13 protein-coding genes and 1 pseudogene are annotated in these 17605 nt (G+C 70.1%); 5 read left to right on the forward strand and 9 right to left on the reverse strand.

The window, feature by feature from the left end; all coding sequences use genetic code 11:
- Nucleotides 1-83: 83 nt before the first annotated feature.
- Nucleotides 84-1487 carry an extracellular solute-binding protein gene (locus ACZ6N8_RS19045; RefSeq protein WP_466011533.1) on the reverse strand — a complete coding sequence of 468 codons (1404 nt, stop codon included), beginning with the start codon at nucleotides 1485-1487 and terminating at the stop codon, nucleotides 84-86.
- 356 nt (nucleotides 1488-1843) lie between these two features.
- Here ACZ6N8_RS19045 and ACZ6N8_RS19050 point away from each other — a divergent pair, with 356 nt between their 5' ends.
- The 4 genes from ACZ6N8_RS19050 (at nucleotide 1844) to ACZ6N8_RS19065 (ending at nucleotide 5601) form a co-directional block, all read left to right on the forward strand.
- Nucleotides 1844-2587, forward strand: coding sequence for a GntR family transcriptional regulator (locus ACZ6N8_RS19050; protein ID WP_466011535.1), 744 nt, complete (start codon nucleotides 1844-1846; stop codon nucleotides 2585-2587).
- Between the two features lie 87 nt (nucleotides 2588-2674).
- Complete coding sequence (locus ACZ6N8_RS19055; protein WP_364362977.1) at nucleotides 2675-3244, forward strand: DJ-1/PfpI family protein; 570 nt, start codon at nucleotides 2675-2677, stop codon at nucleotides 3242-3244.
- 19 nt (nucleotides 3245-3263) lie between these two features.
- Nucleotides 3264-4085 (forward strand): alpha/beta fold hydrolase, encoded by an 822-nt coding sequence (locus ACZ6N8_RS19060; protein WP_466011536.1) that lies wholly within the window; start codon nucleotides 3264-3266, stop codon nucleotides 4083-4085.
- Between the two features lie 280 nt (nucleotides 4086-4365).
- Nucleotides 4366-5601, forward strand: a complete 1236-nt coding sequence (locus tag ACZ6N8_RS19065; protein WP_466011538.1) for an MFS transporter — start codon at nucleotides 4366-4368, stop codon at nucleotides 5599-5601.
- Between the two features lie 30 nt (nucleotides 5602-5631).
- On the opposite strand, the gene ACZ6N8_RS19070 is transcribed toward ACZ6N8_RS19065, so the two are convergent.
- The 3 genes from ACZ6N8_RS19070 to ACZ6N8_RS19080 all read right to left on the reverse strand — a co-directional run bounded on the left by ACZ6N8_RS19070 (nucleotide 5632) and on the right by ACZ6N8_RS19080 (nucleotide 9857).
- Nucleotides 5632-5904, reverse strand: a complete 273-nt coding sequence (locus ACZ6N8_RS19070; protein WP_466011540.1) for a phosphatase PAP2 family protein — start codon at nucleotides 5902-5904, stop codon at nucleotides 5632-5634.
- 135 nt (nucleotides 5905-6039) lie between these two features.
- Nucleotides 6040-7350 (reverse strand): poly(ethylene terephthalate) hydrolase family protein, encoded by a 1311-nt coding sequence (locus tag ACZ6N8_RS19075; protein ID WP_466011542.1) that lies wholly within the window; start codon nucleotides 7348-7350, stop codon nucleotides 6040-6042.
- 161 nt (nucleotides 7351-7511) lie between these two features.
- Nucleotides 7512-9857, reverse strand: a complete 2346-nt coding sequence (locus tag ACZ6N8_RS19080) for a non-reducing end alpha-L-arabinofuranosidase family hydrolase (RefSeq protein ID WP_466011778.1) — start codon at nucleotides 9855-9857, stop codon at nucleotides 7512-7514.
- Between the two features lie 738 nt (nucleotides 9858-10595).
- On the opposite strand from ACZ6N8_RS19080, the gene ACZ6N8_RS19085 reads away from it, so the two are divergent.
- Entirely contained in the window at nucleotides 10596-13781 is a 3186-nt protein-coding gene (locus tag ACZ6N8_RS19085) for a penicillin acylase family protein (protein ID WP_466011544.1), read from the forward strand.
- 76 nt (nucleotides 13782-13857) lie between these two features.
- Here ACZ6N8_RS19085 and ACZ6N8_RS19090 read toward each other — a convergent pair whose 3' ends face one another.
- From ACZ6N8_RS19090 to ACZ6N8_RS19110, 5 genes and pseudogenes are all read right to left on the reverse strand, one after another.
- Nucleotides 13858-14061, reverse strand: coding sequence for a hypothetical protein (locus ACZ6N8_RS19090; RefSeq protein WP_466011546.1), 204 nt, complete (start codon nucleotides 14059-14061; stop codon nucleotides 13858-13860).
- A 52-nt stretch (nucleotides 14062-14113) separates the two neighbouring features.
- Nucleotides 14114-14257 (reverse strand): annotated as a pseudogene (locus tag ACZ6N8_RS19095) (MerR family transcriptional regulator); the annotation flags it as partial.
- 147 nt (nucleotides 14258-14404) lie between these two features.
- Nucleotides 14405-15904 carry an FAD-dependent monooxygenase gene (locus tag ACZ6N8_RS19100; protein WP_466011548.1) on the reverse strand — a complete coding sequence of 500 codons (1500 nt, stop codon included), beginning with the start codon at nucleotides 15902-15904 and terminating at the stop codon, nucleotides 14405-14407.
- A 116-nt stretch (nucleotides 15905-16020) separates the two neighbouring features.
- Nucleotides 16021-16641 (reverse strand): TetR/AcrR family transcriptional regulator, encoded by a 621-nt coding sequence (locus ACZ6N8_RS19105; RefSeq protein WP_466011550.1) that lies wholly within the window; start codon nucleotides 16639-16641, stop codon nucleotides 16021-16023.
- Nucleotides 16642-16767: 126 nt separating this feature from the next.
- Nucleotides 16768-17595, reverse strand: a complete 828-nt coding sequence (locus ACZ6N8_RS19110; protein WP_387123018.1) for an SAM-dependent methyltransferase — start codon at nucleotides 17593-17595, stop codon at nucleotides 16768-16770.
- Nucleotides 17596-17605 lie beyond the last annotated feature (10 nt).

The following is a 17605-nucleotide window of genomic DNA, read 5'->3' on the forward strand; positions in this document are numbered from 1 at the left end:
GCTCAGCCGGCGGGATCGACCCGGCGCCTGTGGCGTCGCAGACGCCACAGGCCCGGCGTGATCGGTCGTCAGGGGGACGTCGCTCACAGCCCGCCGCCGCCCTTGCGGTTGCTGGAGTCGAGCACTCCCTGCTGCTCCTTGGCGATGTCGTCGAGCGCGTCCTTCGGCTTCTTCGCGCCGTTCAGGGCGGCGTTCACGTTGGTGTTCTCGATGTCGACGAGGCGCGCGTACTCGGGCACGTTCCACATGTCCCGCATCCGCGGAACCGAGTCGGCGTACACCTTGTTGAACGGGCCGGCGTTGAGGAACTCGGGTGACTGGATCGCGTCCGTACGCGATGGCACGCCACCGGCGGCGGCCCACTTCTTCTGGATGTCGGCCCGCTGGAACCACTTCATGAAGTTCAGGGCTTCCGCCTGGTTCGCCGCGCCGGAGTAGGCCGACACGTGCATCCCCATGCCGCCGAGCGGGACCAGGTCCGTCTTCTGGGTCGGCAGGGTGGCGAAGCCCAGCTTGTCGAGAATCTGCTCACGGGTGGTGCCGAGCGTCGACTGCTTCGGATCGAGCAGGCCGCCGCTCGCGGCGATCCAGTTGAACGCGACGCACGCCTTGCCCTGGGCGACAGCCGCGTTCACCTCGTCGATGAACCAGTTGCCGGAGCCCTTGGCGGTCAGCGGCTTCATCTTGTTGACCAGGACGTCCATCGCCTGCTGGCCGGCCGCGTCGTTGAGGACGCCCTGGATCTTGCGTGCCTTCGGGTCCCAGAGGTTGCCGCCGTAGACGCCGTTCACAGTGTTGTAGGTGACGGCCGCCGCGTCGGAGCCGTTGGCCTGGTGGAAGGCCAGTCCGCTCACGCCTGGGTTGTCCGCCTGGCACTTCGCGGCGACCGAGATCATCTGGTCCCAGGTCTGCGGCGGCTTGTCGCCGATCAGGTCCTTGCGGTAGATCATCGTCCAGGTGTCGCCGAGCAGCGGCAGTCCGTACAGGTTGGCGTTCTCGTCGCGCTTGCCGGTCTCCGCCTGGGGGAACTGGCCGTAGGCCGCCAGGAGGTACGGGTTGTAGGCCTGGACCTCGATGTTGTTCTTGACGAAGTCGGTGAGGTCGAGGATGTTGCCGTTCGTCACGGCCTCGCCGATGTGCTGCGAGTCCAGGATCGCGATGTCGAAGTCGGTCTTGCGCGCGGCGAACTGGGTGAACATGGCGTCGTGCCAGTTCGCGTTCGGCACAGTGTTGACCTTGATGGTCGCGTTCGGCCGCTCCTTCTTGTACTCCGCGTTGGCGAAGGCTTCCAGTGCCTGGGCGGGCGGCCAGTCGAACCAGATGAAGCTGAGGGTCAGCGGGTCCTTGCTGAGTTCCGGGACGGCAGCCGGCGCCTTGGGGGCGCTCGCCTTCGCGTCGTCGTCCTTGCCGTCGCCGCACGCCGCGGTCGTGGCGACAAGCAGCATGGCAGCCGCCGCCAGCCGCACCTTCCGGCCGGGAGTGGACATTCGTCCTATTCGCTGTGGATGCCGCATCTTCTCGCCTGCTTTCTGGCTGGGGACTTCCAGGAGCCTCGCTATGCGCTTCGCCGAGCAGTTGCTTGGTCGTTCAGGCGTGTTGCCGAGCTGTCGCGGGGCCGACCCACGTACCGGCGTCACGAGTACGCCGCGACGTACGGGGTCGTCTGCCGCGGCGACGTCCTCCAGGTGGGTCGACGTGGCGACGGCGGGCGGTTCCGCGATGGTGGCCGATGAAGATCATCTGCCACTTTTCCTATACGATCTGCTGGGGGCGTCAGCATGCCGCAGCATTGTGACTGATGTCAACGGGTTCGCGAGGACGCACGAGAGGACCTCAGGTCACGATGGACGACGAAGCGATGATCGCGCGGGGCCGTAGGGCCGTGACGGGCGGAACGCCGCCCGGACGATCTGGCGGCCGGCTCGCCGACGAGGTGTACGACACGCTGCTCGGGCAGCTGATGTCGCTCCGGATCGAGCCCGGCTCCCGCGTCACGATCGACGTCCTGGCTCGGGAGCTGGGGGTCTCGCAGACGCCGATCCGGGACGCGCTGAACCGCATGGAGGCCGAAGGCCTTGTCGTACGTGTGCCCCACGCCGGCTACCGCATCCCTCCCCAGATCACCCGTCACCGATTCGAGGACATGCTCGAGGTCCGCCTGCTCCTCGAGCCGGCGGCGGCGCGCAGATCCGCCGAACGCGCATCTCCGGAGCAGGTGGCGGGTCTGCGACGGATGCTGGAGGAGATGGCGGAGCTGGAGGGGGGCAACGGGCTGATGGCCTATGGCGCCTTCGGGCTACGCGACGCCGCTTTCCACGATCTCGTCGCCCTGAGCGCGGAGAACCAGGTCATCCGCGAAGCGCTCGCCCGCCTGCACAGCCATGTGCACCTCTTCCGGCTTCACCACGACACCCAGGTCACCCACCTGGCGATGGCCGAGCACGAGGACGTGGTGGCCGCGATCGCCGCGCGGGACCCCGACGCCGCCGCCTACGCGATGCGACGGCACATCCTGCGGTCCGGCGAGCGCTTCCGCCGATTGTTCGACGAGGTCAGGGACGGGCGCGGAGTGGTGGTCGAGTCTTGACGGCCGGGCGGGGCCGAGGAATGCTAAGCCCACCGGATCGGATCCGATTGGATCTACCTCACCGCCCCCAGATGCGAGGAGAAGCAGGTGCCCAGAGCGCTGCTCCTGACCGGCGACGCCGCCGAGGAACTCGACACCATGTATCCCTACTACCGCGTACAGGAGGGCGGTTGGGACGTCGACGTCTCGTCACGGACGACGCGTGACGTGCAACTGGTCATCCACGAGTTCGACCCCAACTCCGACGCCTACGTGGAGAAGAACGGCCGGAAGCTGCCGGTCGACGTGCCCTGGGCCGAGGTCGACGTCGAGCGCTACGACGCCCTCATCATCCCCGGCGGACGTGCCCCCGAATGGATCCGGGTCGACGCCGACGTCAGGCGCATCACGGAGCACTTCTTCGCGCGCAACCTCCCCATCGCGCTGGTATGCCACGGCGCGCAGGTACCAGCGGTGTACGGGCTGCTGAAGGGCCGCAAGACGGCGTGCTTTCCCCCCATCACCGGTGACATGGAGAACGCGGGCGCGACGGTCATCGACGCTCCGGACGTCGTGGACGGCAATCTCGTCTCCTGCCGGGGGTGGCCCGACATGCCGCAGTTCGGCAGGGCGATGATGGAGGTCTTCTCGAAGTCGGTCGACCCCGCATCGGCATGAGCGCACCTGGCCCGCCCCGGTGACCCCACTTCGGACGGTCACAGTCGACGGCTCCCCGGTCCACGTCCTGGAGAGCGGCACCGGGCCCGCGGTGCTGATGCTGCACGGCTCCGGGCCCGGCACGACCGGGTCCGGCGCCTGGGCGACGACGGCGCGGGCGCTGGGCGCGTCCTGGCACCTGGTGGCTCCCGACCAGGCCGGGTTCGGCCGTACCCCTGTCCCTGCGGGCTCCAGGGGTGGGCTCCGGCTGTGGACGGAGCAGGCCGCCGGCCTGATGGACGCTCTCGGTGTCGAGCAGTACGCCGTGGTGGGTCACTCCATGGGCGGCGCCGTGGCGCTGGCGTTGGCGGCCGCGCGCCCGGAGCAGGTCACCCGTGTCGTGGCGGTCTCGACGATGGGCGCCCCCGGGGCGCCGCTGTCCGCCGACCTCGACGCGATCTGGGCTGCCCCCGCCGGCCCGCTCGGGGCACGGGACATGCTGAGTCGCCTCGTCCTCGACCAGGCGCTCGTGACCGACTCGGCCATCGCCGCGCGGGCGGCTACGATGCGGGCGGGAGCGTCCGCCTACGCGTCGTTGTTCCCTCCACCCAGGGCGCGGTGGGTCGCCGACCTCACCCTCTCGGCGCAGAGGCTGGCCGCGGTGCGCGCGCCCGTGCTGCTCGTGCACGGCGCCGAGGACCGGGTCACCCCGCTCGCGACGACGGCCCAGCCCTTGCTCGAACACCTGGCCGATGTCCGCCTGCACGTGTTCGGCCGATGCGGGCACGTGCCGGCGATCGAACACCCGCACGAGTTCCGGCACCTGCTGTCGTGCTTCCTGCACCCGGGCGGGGATCACTGACCGCCGCGGCAGGTCCGCAGCCCGTTCTCCGGTAGACCGGCGCGGGGCCGGACGAATTGTGTTGCTGGCGGTCGCCGCACCCCGTACCGTCTCGGCTCATGTTCACCCCCCGTGACGTCTAGCTGTCGCGCTTCGACACGCGGGTGGAGTCTGTCCGTTCTCCGGCGGTTCCTGGTGCTCCGCACCCATTCACTGTGACGCCCCGGGCCTCGCGGTGCCCGCGTGTCGGTCAGCCCGTGACGGCGCGCCGGACAGGCGCACTCATCGACCGGAGTGCACAGTGGACATTCTCTCATCGACGCTGCCTGAGCCCCTGTGGTGCCGGCACGACTTCCGACTGTTGCTCGGCGGGCGGCTGGTGTCGCAGCTGGGCGACTCGCTCCAGTTCCTCGCTCTACCTCTCCTGGTCATCGCCCTCACCGGGTCCTCCACGCAGGCCGGGATCCTGCTCGGCCTGCAAACCGTGGTCCACCTCGTCTTCGGGCTGCTCGCGGGCGCTCTGGTCGACCGGTGGGATCGCAAGGCGACGATGATCTGGTGCGAGATCGGCCGTGGGTCGCTCACCGCCACCATCCCCGCCGCCGCCGTCTTCGGATCGCTGGGGATGCCGCAGCTCTACGCCGTGGCGGTGCTCAACGGTGTGCTCAGTACCGTGTTCGGGGCGGCGAACAGCTCGGCGCTACCGAACATCGTCCCCAGCCGTGACCTCCCCGCCGCGTTGGGGACGCTCGGCGCGATGTCCAACGCACTGCGTATCGCCGGCGCGGCCGTGGCGGGCACCGCCTACGCCGTGAGCCGGATGCTCCCGTTCGCGTTCAACGTCGTCTCGTTCCTGGCGTCGGCAGCGACCCTGCGGGCCATCCGCACAGACTTCCAGCAGGTACGGGTCACGGCACCGACCTCGCCGAGAGCGCTGCTGGCCGACATCGGCCGCGGTCTGGCCTGGCTGTGGCGCAAGCCGGTGATCCGGACGCTGGCCCTGCTCGATGCGGCGGACAGCCTGCGGTACGGCGCCGGCTATCTGCTGATCATCATCCTGGCCCAGGAGTTGCATGCGAACCCCACCCAGGTCGGCGCGGTGTTCGCCAGTGCCGGCGCGGGCGCACTTCTCGGCAGCGTCATGGCGCCGACGCTCGCCCGCCGGTTCCCCCTCGGGGCGCTCTCGATCACGATGCTGTGGGTTGAGGCGTTGGCCTTTCCGTTCTACGCCGTGGCGCCTACCTGGTGGCTGCTCTCGCTGGTGGCCTTCGCGGAGTCGGTGGTGTCGCCGGTCTACACCGTCGCCCTCGACTCGTACCGGCTCGCCGTCACGCCCGATGCTCTGCGCGGCCGAGTCACCAGCGCGATCGAGACCCTCACCACCGGAGGCGCAGCGATAGGCACCATGGCCAGTGGCACGTTGATAGCTCTGCTCGGCACGACGACGTTGACGCTCGTCCTGGCCGGGTGGCTCGCACTCATCGCCCTCGTCGCGACACTGAGCAGGACCGTCCGCACAGCCCGGGCGACCGAGTGACGGCGCGATCCGGGCCTGCTCAGCGGTGAGTCAGGAATTATCTCCAGTCCGGAGGTTTCTCCATCGTCCAGATGGAAAGGTGAAGAAATAAGCTATTCGCTCGAAGCTGGCCGGTTGCCCCCCGGCTCGCGCCGCGACGAGCGCCAGGGCGGTCGCGACGGCGACGTGGCCCGAGGGAAATCCGTACCGCCCGCTGATCGTCTCTCGCAGGAGCACATCGGTGAGCAGCAGCGCCGGCCGCTGTCGGGCGACCACGGCCTTGACGGCGACCTGCCAACACGTCTGGATACGCGCTGAAAACATCGACGCGCATCACTGCAAAATCGGCACGCCGCCAGCGCCGACGACGGGTGAGGGCGGTCTGGGGCAGCCCCGTGCGATCCGGGTGGGCCCGGCGTGACGCCGCGCCCACCCGTCATCGTCGACCGGTAATGACCGTTACGCGAGACGCGAGAGCCGGAACTGCTGGTTGGTCTGTCCGTGGCAGTCGTAGAGCTGGATCTGTGCGCCGTTGGAGGTGCTCCAGACGTCCAGGCAGCGGCCGGACTGGACGTTGCTGATGGTGCCGTTGGAGTTGACGTTCCACTGCTGGTTGGTCTGGCTGTGGCAGCTGTAGATCTGCACGGCGGCGCCGTTGCCGGTGCCGGCGGCGTCGAGGCACATGTTGCCGTAGACCTGGAGTTGTTTGCCCGAGGTGTAGGTCCAGGCCTGGTTTGGCTGCTTGTTGCAGTCGTAGAGCTGCACGCGGGTGCCGTTTGTGGTGGAGGCGTTGGGTACGTCGACGCACCTGCCGGACTGGGTGCCGACGATCTCACTGGCCGAGCCCGGCGGGACGGTGGGGGTCGGACCGGGCGTGGTGGGGGTCGGTGTCGGGGTGGTCGGCGTCCCGGGCAGCAGCGGGCAGGTACTGCGGTAGGTGACCACGCCACTGGAGTCCAGCAGCGGGCAGAGGAACTGGCTGTACCGGGTGTCGTTGTCGAGGAACATCTTCACGAACGGCAGCATGGTGCGGACCATCACCGGGTTCGACCGTCCGACCATGAACCCGTGGTCCGCGCCGGCGACCTCCACGTAGACGCTCTCCGTGGTGGCCGGGATGCTGTTGTACAGGCCTGTTGCGTAGGACGGTGTGACGACCGTGTCCGCCTGCCCAGCGAAGATCATCGTGGGCACCCGGTCGTTGGCCAGGTTCGACGACGGCGAGTACGGCGCGATGCCGACCACCGCCTTCAACGACGGACGCCTGATGGCCGCGCTCAGCGCGCCGCCCCCGCCCATCGAGTGCCCGGCGACCGCCAACCGGTTGGGGTCGACCCGGTCCCGTACCGGGCTCTGCTGGGTCAGGTAGTCAAGCGCCGCGAGCAGCTGGGTGCCTCGGGCCGTGTCGAAGTCGTTGCGGCTGTTGGTCTCGATGCCGATCACGACGAAGCCGTGGGAGGCGAGCCACGGTCCCATCCAGGCCAGCTCGGCGGAGAACAACGCGGTGTAGCCGGGCGAGATCGCGATGGCCCCGAACGTGCCCTGGCTGGTGTCGGTCGGGTAGTAGATCCGGCCGCCGTTGAAGCCGTACCCGGTGGGGACGCTGACCGAGGTGTTGGCGAAGGGGCCGTTGACCGCGGTGACGCTCGTCCGGGTCGGGTCCGGGCCGCGCTGGTACGGGTTGTCGGCGGCCGACGCCGATCCGGTCGCCACGGTGATGGTGAACAACCCGACCACGGCGGCGAGCCCGGCGGCGGCGAGCGTGAACAACCCTCTCCGGCGCCGGGGGGACACCGGGGTCGTGCCGGCTACTCCCCGGGGTGGTTGGTGGTTGGCGTGTCCTGGCACTGTCGTACCTCCTGGTGGTGGATGGATTCGGGGCGGGCGGGCTCGGTCTGCGCGAGCCCACCCGCCCCGGCGGTTTCCGATCGTCAGCGCTGCAGCGTCAACAGGCCCGGGCGGTACGGCAGGAGGCCGTAGTCGCCTCCGGAGCTGGGGGAACGACCCTGGTAGAGCAGCTGCAGGTTGCACGCGTCGACGGTCATGGTCTGGTCGGCGCTGGTCCGCAGCAATTCACCATGGCTGATGTCGTTGGTCCAGGTGGCACCGCTGTTGGCCTTGCCCGCGAACGGGTTGCTCTCGGACGTGGCCTGCGGCGTCCACGTGCCACCCAGGCTGTTGGCGGTGAACGAGCGGAAGTAGCGCCCGTTCGCGCCGATCGCTTCGACGATCATGAGGTACTTGTTCAGGCCCTGGAGCTTGTAGACCTGCACGGCCTCGAAGAGGTTGTTCGTCGAGTCGGTCATGATCGTCGTGTAGGAGGAGCCGAAGCTGCCGGGGAAGTTCCCGATCGGCATGCTCGCCCGGTAGATCCGACCGTTGTCGCCGGCGAAGAACAGGTACATGTTCTGGTCGTCACCGATGATCGCCTGGTCGATCGGGCCGGTCGAGGAGTTGGAGATGCTTCCGGTGAACAGCGTCTGCGCCGCCGACCATCCGTTCGGGTTGGTCGGGTCGCTCGAGGTCCGGTACGAGAAGGCCGTGCCGCCCCACTGGTAGGCCAGGACCCAGATGTTGCGCGGGGCGAAGTAGAACAGCGACGGCGCGACGGTCGCCGAGTTCATCGCGTTCTGGCTGGCCGAGCCCATCTGCGAGTAGTTGCTGAAGAGACCGAAGTTCATCGAGCCCCACGTGGTGCCGGTGTCGTGCGTGGTGGCGTAGACGAGCTGCTGGCCGTTGTACGGCGCGACGGTGAAGTCCTTCAGCGACACCCATCCCGACCTCGGCTGGGCCAGCGCGCCGGTCGACGACCACCGGTACGACGAGGGCAGGTCACACGCGCCCCCGGTCGGCGGCGGCGTGGTCGGCGTCGGGGTGGGCGTCTGGGTGCCACCGCCGAGGGAGGCGAGCCGGAACTGCTGGTTGGTCTGTCCGTGGCAGTCGTAGAGCTGGATCTGGGCGCCGTTGGAGGTGCTCCAGACGTCCAGGCAGCGGCCGGACTGGACGTTGCTGATGGTGCCGTTGGAGTTGACGTTCCACTGCTGGTTGGTCTGGCTGTGGCAGCTGTAGATCTGCACGGCGGCGCCGTTGCCGGTGCCGGCGGCGTCGAGGCACATGTTGCCGTAGACCTGGAGTTGTTTGCCCGAGGTGTAGGTCCAGGCCTGGTTCGTCTGCTTGTTGCAGTCGTAGAGCTGCACGCGGGTGCCGTTTGTGGTCGAGGCGTTGGGTACGTCGACGCACCTGCCGGACTGGGTGCCGACGATCTCACTGGCCGAGCCCGGCGGGACGGTGGGGGTCGGACCGGGCGTGGTGGGCGTGGGGGTGGTACCGGGGCCGGCGCTGTTCAGCGCCTCCAGGGTCGCCGTGTAGGCGGCCTTCTTGTTGCCGCTGCAGTCGAAGAGCAGCGGCGTACCGCCGGAGCGCCACGAGTCGCAGTCCCGCACCCCCCAGACGGTGAGCCCGTTGCAGCGAGCCACGGCGAGGCAGTCGTTGACGACGCTGCGATAGGTGTTGGCCTGCGTCGTGCCGGAGCCCTCGATGTCCAGTTCGGTGATCTGCACGTCCACCCCGAGGGCGGCGAAGCTGGACAGCGTCGTGCGGTAGTTGCTGTTGTACGGCGAGTTGGCGTTGAAGTGCGACTGGAACCCGACGCAGTCGATCGGGACGCCACGGGACTTGAAGTCCCGCACCATGTTGTAGACGGCCTGGGTCTTGGCCCAGGTCCAGTTGTCGGTGTTGTAGTCGTTGTAGCAGAGCTTCGCGTCCGGGTCGGCCGTCCGCGCCGCGCGGAATGCCGCCTCGATCCAGTCGTTGCCGGTGCGCTGGAGGTTCGAGTTACGACGGGCGCCGCTGTTGCCGTCCTCGAACGCCTCGTTCACCACGTCCCACGAGTAGATCTTGCCCTTGTAGTAGCCGGCCACCCGGTTGATGTGGTTCAGCATGGCGTTGCGCAGCGCGGTGCCCTCCATGCTCTGCATCCAGCCCGGCTGCTGCGAGTACCAGGCCAGGGTGTGGCCGCGGACCTTCCACCCCCGGGAGAGGGCGTGGTTCACGATCCGGTCCGCGTTGCCGAAGGTGAAGTTGTTCTGCTGCGGCTCGGTCGCGTCGATCTTCATCTCGTTCTCGGGCGTCACGGCGTTGAACTCGCGGTTCAGGATCGTCGTGTAGGCGCTGTCGCCGAGCTTGTTGGCGGCGACGGCGGCACCGAAGTACCTGCCGGACTGGGCCGCGGCGGCGCCGAGGGTCGTCTCGGCGGCCTGGGCGAGATTGGGCAGCAGCGACACCACAAGGGCCGCAACTATCGCCGCTGTTCCGGAAATACCGAGTGTTCGTAGTCGGGTGCGTCCCGTCGAGCGGGTCCGGGAAACCATGCTGATCCTCCAGTGGTGGATGGGAAATCGCGTCGCTGGCCGAGAGGGGTGGATCCCGCGCGGATGGCAGCGACCACAGTGCTGAGTCCGCCTGACCGGACCACGGACCCACCTCGGCTGCCCTCCCGGAGGCGAGTCGTCCCGGGTTGCTGACCAGCGGATCGAGATGGCGATGAGTGGGCCGGGTCGCCCGCCGGGAGCGGGTGCGGGCTGGTGGCTCTCCAGGTGGTGGACGTGGTCACCTGGTGGTGAATGGACCTGATGGTCGGGGGTGGGGCGCCTCCAGGAGCCGGATGATCTTGTTAGCGTTCACACTCATCGATGGCCCTAGGTTCGCAGAAAATTCCGGGCCTTTCAACCGGTAGTTTCGGCTGTGTTACAGGCGGGAAGGTTGGCGATCCCTTGGTTCGAGGGCCAGCCACGACATCGCCTCCCGCCCCCGCGCCGGAAGGTGACGAAACGTCGGCATTGGCGACTGGTGAACGACGGCTATCCCGGACGGCGGCAGTGCGTCGATCATTGCCCGGAGATAGATATGAGTCATTCTCACCTCCGGGTGGAACGCCCGGGCGCGGAGGGCGAGACGTCGGCACCGGTAGCCGGGCGTACCGAACGGCCCGACTCCGCGTCCCCCGGAGGATCGCCATGCCCCGTCCCGCTCTCCGTGCCCGGCTCGCGGCGCTCACCGCCGCAGCCCTGACCGCGAGCGTCCTGACCGTCATCCCGCCGTCACCGGCGCTGGCCGCCAGCACGTTCGCCGCAAACGACTACTGCCTCGGCCAGTGCGCCGACATCCTGCCCCCCGGGCAGAACGGCAACGCCACTCTCGTCGACATCCTGGCGCACCAGGCGCTCGGCACCCGCCCGGCGCACTCCAGCGACCAGCTCGACGAGTACGCGAACCTCGTCTACAACTACGCCGGGCTGACCGACGAACAGATCGCGCACTTCTACAACGACGCCTCGTTCGGCGTACCCGCCGCGCAGGTGGAGAGCACCGTCTCGCCGCGCGCGGACGTCACGATCGTGCGGGACAAGGCCACCGGAGTCCCGCACATCACCGGCACCACCCGCGCCGGCACCATGTTCGGCGCCGGCTACGCCGGTGCCCAGGACCGGCTCTGGGTGATGGACCTGCTGCGGCACGTCGGCCGGGGCAACGTCACCTCGTTCGCCGGTGGCGCCCCCGGCAACCGGGAACTGGAGCAGAGCGTCTGGGCCAACTCGCCCTACACTGAGGCGGACCTCCAGGCCCAGGTGGACGCGCTGCGCACCAAGGGCGCGCGGGGTCAGCAGCTCTACACCGACGTGGTCGACTACATCGCCGGCATCAACGCCTACATCGACAAGTCGATCGCCGACGACAACTACCCGGGCGAGTACGTGCTCGCCGGCGCCGGCAAGCCGAAGCACTTCACCATGACCGACCTGATCGCCACCGCCGGTGTCGTCGGCGGGCTCTTCGGCGGAGGCGGCGGCAGCGAGATCCAGTCCGCGCTGGTCCGGGTGGCCGCCCGCGCCAAGTACGGCGCCACCGAGGGCGACCGGGTGTGGGCGGCGTTCCGGTCGCAGAACGACCCGGAGACCGTGCTCACTCTGCACGACGGGCAGAGCTTCCCGTACGGTGCGACGCCGCCCGGTGCGACGAGCGCGGTGCTGCCCGACGCCGGCTCGGTGGTCGCCGAGCCGCTCGCCTACGACCAGACCGGCGGCGCCGCCGCCCGCACCGGCACCAGCACCACCACCGAGGGGCTGATCGGCGGGCTGTCCAACCTGCGCGCGCACGGCATGTCCAACGCCGTGGTGGTCTCCGGGCGGCACACCACCACAGGCAATCCGGTAGCCGTGTTCGGCCCGCAGACCGGCTACTTCGCCCCGCAACTGCTGATGCTCCAGGAGTTGCAGGGGCCGGGGATCAGCGCACGCGGCGCCGCGTTCGCCGGGCTGAACCTCTACGTGCTGCTCGGTCGGGGACAGGACTACGCGTGGAGCGCGACCTCCGCCTCCCAGGACCTCACCGACACGTACGCGGTGCCGCTGTGCACCACCGACGGCAGCGCGCCGACGCTGCGGTCCAACCGCTACCTCTACCACGGGCAGTGCCTCGCCATGGAGGCGCTGGAGCAGCGCAACTCCTGGTCGCCGACGATCGCCGACTCCACCCCGGCCGGCTCGTACACCCTGCGCGCGCTGCGCACCAAGTACGGGCTGGTCTCCTACCGGGGCCTGGTGAACGGGCAGCCGACCGCGTTCACCAAGCTGCGCTCGACCTACCGGCACGAGGCCGACTCGGCGATCGGCTTCCAGGCCTTCAACGACCCGACGGCGATGGGCAGCGCGGCGGCGTTCCAGGCGTCCGCGGCAAGTGTCGGCTACGCGTTCAACTGGTTCTACGTCAACTCGACCGAGGCGGCGTACTACAACTCCGGCTCCAACCCGATCCGGTCGTCGATGACCGACCCGAACCTGCCAGCGAAGGCCGAACCGGCGTACGAGTGGGTCGGCTGGAACCCGGACACCAACGACGCCACGTACGCCCCGCCGTCGGCGCACCCGCAGTCGGTGAACCAGGACTACTACGTGAGCTGGAACAACAAGCAGGCGCGGGACTTCGGGGCGGCGGACGGCAACTTCAGCTTCGGCTCCGTACACAGGGGTCAGTTGCTCGACGGCCCGGTGCGCGCCGCGATCGCCCAGCGCAAGCTCGGCCGCGCCGACCTCGTCAAGATCATGGCGGACGCGGCGGTGACCGACCTGCGCGGTCAGCAGGTCCTCGGCGACCTGCTGCGGGTGCTGGACAGCGCGCCTGTCACCGACCCGGCGCTGGCCGACGCGATCGGCAAGCTGCGGGCCTGGCAGCAGGCCGGCTCCCGGCGGGTGGAGACCGCACCCGGCTCGAAGGTCTACCAGCACGCCGACGCCATCCGGATCTTCGACGCGTGGTGGCCGCTGCTGGCCTCGGCGGAGTTCCGCCCCGGCCTCGGGCCGGACCTCTACGGCGCGCTCGTCGACGCCATCGAGGTGAACGAGGCGCCGTCGGGCGGCCAGAACGGCGGGCGTGACGGCGCGGTGAGCTGGGCGCCCCAGGGCCAGGCCCACAAGGGATCGTCGTTCCAGTACGGCTGGTGGGGCTACGTCGACAAGGACCTGCGTACCGTGCTCGGCGACCCCGTCGCCGGTGGACTGGGCCGCGCGTACTGCGGCAACGGCAACCTCGGCGCGTGCCGGCAGTCGCTGACCGGCACGCTCGGCCAGGCCGCCGCCGTGCCGGCGACCACCGTCTACCCGGGCGACACGTCCTGCGGGGCCGGCGACCAGTGGTGCGCCGACTCGATCGCCCAGTCCGGCCTCGGCGGCATCACCCACCCCCTGATCGCCTGGCAGAACCGCCCCACCTACCAGCAGGTCGTCTCGTTCCCGGCACGCCGGGGCGACGACGTCACCAACCTGGCCCAGGGACGCCCGGCGAGCGCGTCGAGCACCCAGTTCCTGACCAGCTACACGCCGGACAAGGCGGTCGACGGCAGCCTCGGCAGCCGGTGGGCCAGCAGCTACAACGACAACCAGTGGCTCCGGGTCGACCTCGGCGCGGCCCGCACGGTGAGCCGGGCGGTGCTGCGCTGGGAATCCGCGTACGCCACGTCGTACCGGATCGAGGTCTCCGGCGACGGCAACTCCTGGACGCCGGTGTTCACCACCACCGCCGGCAACGGCGGCGTCGACAACGCCACCTTCGCGCCGGTCAGCGCCCGCTACGTGCGGGTGTACGGGGTCAAGCGGGCAACCTCCTACGGGTTCTCGCTCTACGAGTTCGAGCTGTACGGACGGTGACCTCGGCTCGGAGGGGCCGGCGGGAACCTTCCGTCGGCCCCTCCGCGGCGTGGGTAACCCGCGCGGCCTTCACCGTTCAGGAAGCGCCGGCCTCGTGACGCTGTCGGCAGACGAGGCCGTTCACCCGGCGACCAGGCCCATGCCCAGATCCGGTCGAGAGGCTCGCCTCCACGACCACCCGCTCACCGGTACCGAGCAGGTAGGCGCGCAGCGCGGGATCCTGCCCGAACGTCGCCGTGTTGCCGGCCACCACGATGTCGTGGCGCTGCTGCCGAGACACTGCGCAAATGACGTGAGCATGCGAGCGAGTCTGTCGTACCAGCGCATCGCCGTCAGCGCCGCGACTGCTTCGCACGCAGGATCGACGCGACCCGGAAGAGGTCGTCGCGGGTGTAGCGGCGGCGGTCGCCGTCGGCGCGGGTGGGGGAGAGCAGGCCCACCGACTCCCAGTGCCGCAGGACATGCGTCGGCAGGCCGAACGCGCGCGCAGGGACCGCCTCTTCCTCGCCGTGCCGATGTTCCTCGTCGGAGCGCGGGCGTCGGCCGGATGACTGCGGCCCTCCGGTACGCCCGCCGGTCGCGCTGTCGCAGCCAGCCCGTCGGGGACGAGGGGAGTGCGCTGATCACTGTGGACGGCCGAAGTGGCGGGTGAGGGCGGCGCGCAGCGTACCGGCGTCTCCGGCCGACCAGGCGACGAAGCAGTCGGGGCGTACCAGCAGCGCGCTGGCGGTCGTGCCCTCCAGTGGACCGGTCACCACGTCGACGCGGTCACGCCATGGCGCGGTGACCTCGGCGTAGGCGCCTGTGGAATCCAGCAGCAGCGGCCGGGCGGCGCGGGTCAGCTCGGCGAGACGGGTCGGGCCGTGCTCCCCGTGCACGACCACGTCGGGGGCGTTACGGCCGGCCAGCGGGTCGGCGGGGTCGGCGGGGTAGCGGACGTCCGCGCCCGAGATCAGCGCCGCGATGTGCCCGGTCACCTCCGGGATGCGCAACAGTTCGGCGAAGAGTTCCCGCAGGCCGGTGATCTCGTCGCCGGGGCCGATGAGCGCCGACTGCGCCTGGGTGGACATGACCACCCGTTCGGCGACGGGGCGGCGCTCGGTCTCGTACGTGTCGAGCAGGTCCTGCGGTGCCCGGCCGCGCACCGTGGCGGCGAGCTTCCAACCCAGGTTGGCGGCGTCCTGCAGGCCCAGGTTGAGGCCGGGGCCGCCGATCGCGGGGTGCACGTGCGCGGCGTCGCCGACGAGCAGCACGCGGTCCGCGCGGTAGCCGGTGGCGATGCGGGTGTTGCCGGCGGTCAGCCGCCGCAGCAGCCCGGGACCGTCGGGCGGCCCGAGAGGGATGTCGGCACCGAGTACCCGGGCGACGCTGGCCCGTAGCTCCGCCAGGGTCATCGGGGGCTCGTCACCCGTCGGCGCGTCGGGCCACTCCGTCGTGCTCAGGATCGCCGGGCGACCGGGGAACGGAGCCCAGGCGATGAGGCCGCGCGGGGTGCGGGTGTGCTGGAACGGCGGGACGACGCCATAGCCGGGGGCGCGCAGGCCGCCGGTCCCGGGATCGAGGAAGGACGCGGGGACGGTCACCGTGGCGGTACGGGAGACCGACCGGTCGTTGGTGACGCCGGGAAAGTCGATGCCGGCGAGGCGGCGCACCGCGCTGTGGCCGCCGTCGGCGCCGACGAGGAAACGGGACGTGAGCCGCGTACCGTCGGCAAGTCGGACCTCGACCGCGTCGGGGCGTTGGGCAAGGTCGACGACCTCGTGACCGCGACGCAGGTCGACTCCCAGCTCGACGGCCCGGGCGGCCAGGGCGGCCTCGAGCTGGGCCTGTGGCACCCCGAGCGCGTAGTGCGGGTTCTCCGTGAGCACCGTGAGGTCCAGCGGGAACGCCCCGAAGACGAAGGCGGGCTGGGGGAGCGGCGGGGTGCTCCCGCCGGTGAGCCCTGTGTAGAGGCCGCGTCGGTCGAGCAGGCGGACGACCTGGCCGACGAGGCCGTTGGCGCGGGGCTCGTCGGTGGGTGCGGCGTGGCGTTCGAGGACGACCGGGTGGACGCCGGCGAGGGCGAGCTCGCAGGCGAGCATGAGGCCGTTGGGGCCGGCCCCGACGATGAGGACATCAATCATGATCGTGATCCTTTTCGGACGTGCGTCATCGCCACGGCGGGCGGCGGCGCGCGGCCGGCCCGCCGCGGGGTGTGCGCGGCTGAGGATGTGGGTGCTGTCGGCGTCGAGTGCGTGCTTCAGCGGCGGGGCGGCGGAAGGCCGGCGGCGACCTGGGTGAAGGCGTCGGTGATGAGGCGCTCGATCGGGGTGGGCGGGTCGGCGTTGTCGAGGTAGTGCTGCATGGCCACGGTGACGGCGGCGCTGGCGGCGGCCGCGACCAGTCGCGGATACATGTCGGTGGCGAGGTCGGTGCCGGTGCGGTCGGCGACCGCGGCGGCGAGTTCGGCCTCGGCTGTCGCGACGGCGCGCAGTCGCTCGCCCTGTAGCGCGGGCTCGGCGAGCATGGTGCGGATGCCTGCCGCCCACTGGGTATGGGCGGGAGACGGCATCGCCTCGACCTCGGGGCCGGGCGTGAACTGCTCCAGCGCGGCCTGGGTCAGTGCCGCCCAGAGCGGCTCGTCGGCGGGGCGTTCGCGCAGCGCGGCGGCGGTGCGCAGGCTGCGGTCCAGGTGACGGGAGGCGATCGCCTCGGCCTTGCTGGAGAAGTAGTTGTTGAAGGTACGCGGGGAGACGCCGGCCGCCTCGGCGATGTCCTCCACGCGGACGTTGTCGTAGCCGCGCTCGACGGTGAGGTGGATCGCGGCCCAGCCGAGCGCCGCCCGCGTCTCGGCCTTCTTGCGCTCCCGCAGCCCCGTCATGCCATCACGCTAGCACTTATTGCGTGGCACGCAAATATGCGTGCCACGCAAAATATGGATCGGCGGGGGAGGTTCGGCGGCGCCGGCGGGGCGGTCCCCGCCGACCGCCTCACCGCAGGGCGGGGCCTACGGTTTGCGGGCGAGGAGCCCGACGAAGGTGTGGTAGGTGTCGGTCTGGGTAGGGGCGGGAGCACCCGGCTCCGGACGCCACTCGGCCAGCGGCACCAGACCTGGCTCCAGCAGCGTCAGCCCGTCGGCGAAGGAGACGATCTCCTCGTCCGTACGCCAGCGACCGGTGCCCAGCGACTCGTTGAAGACCCGCTCGACCTCGCGGGCCTTGCGGGAGCCCTCCGGGTCCCGCTCACCCGGGTCGCGGAAGTGCGAGATCGCCACGTAGCTGCCGGAGGGCAGCGCGTCGATCAACTCTGCCGCCACCGCCCGCGGATCCTCGTCGTCTCCGAGGTGATGCAGGATCGCGAAGAGCAGCAGCCCGACCGGCCGCTCGAAGTCGAGGAACCGACGTACGTCCGGGTGGTTGAGGATCTCCTGTGGTGCCCGGATGTCCGCCTGGATCACCGTCGCGGTGCCCTCCGCGGCGAGCAGGGCGCGCCCGTGGCTCAGGACGATGGGATCGTTGTCCACGTACACGACCTGGGCCTTCGGGTTGTGCTCGGTGGCGACCTCGTGCACGTTGCCCTGGGTGGGCAGCCCCGAGCCGATGTCGAGGAACTGGTCGATGCCCGCCTCGGTGACGAGGAAGCGAATCACCCGACGCAGGAAGGCGCGGTTCGCCTGGCCGGCCGCCGGCCCGTCCGGTGTGATCCGCAGGGCGTGTTCGGCGACCCTTCGATCGGACTCGAAGTTGTCCTTGCCGCCCAGGAAGAAGTCGTAGACCCGGGCCACGCTGGGAATACTGGGGTCGATGCCGGGGGGTGCCGCCTTGTCGCCGGTCACAGGCGTCTCC

The organism is Micromonospora sp. NPDC047521, assembly GCF_055587305.1.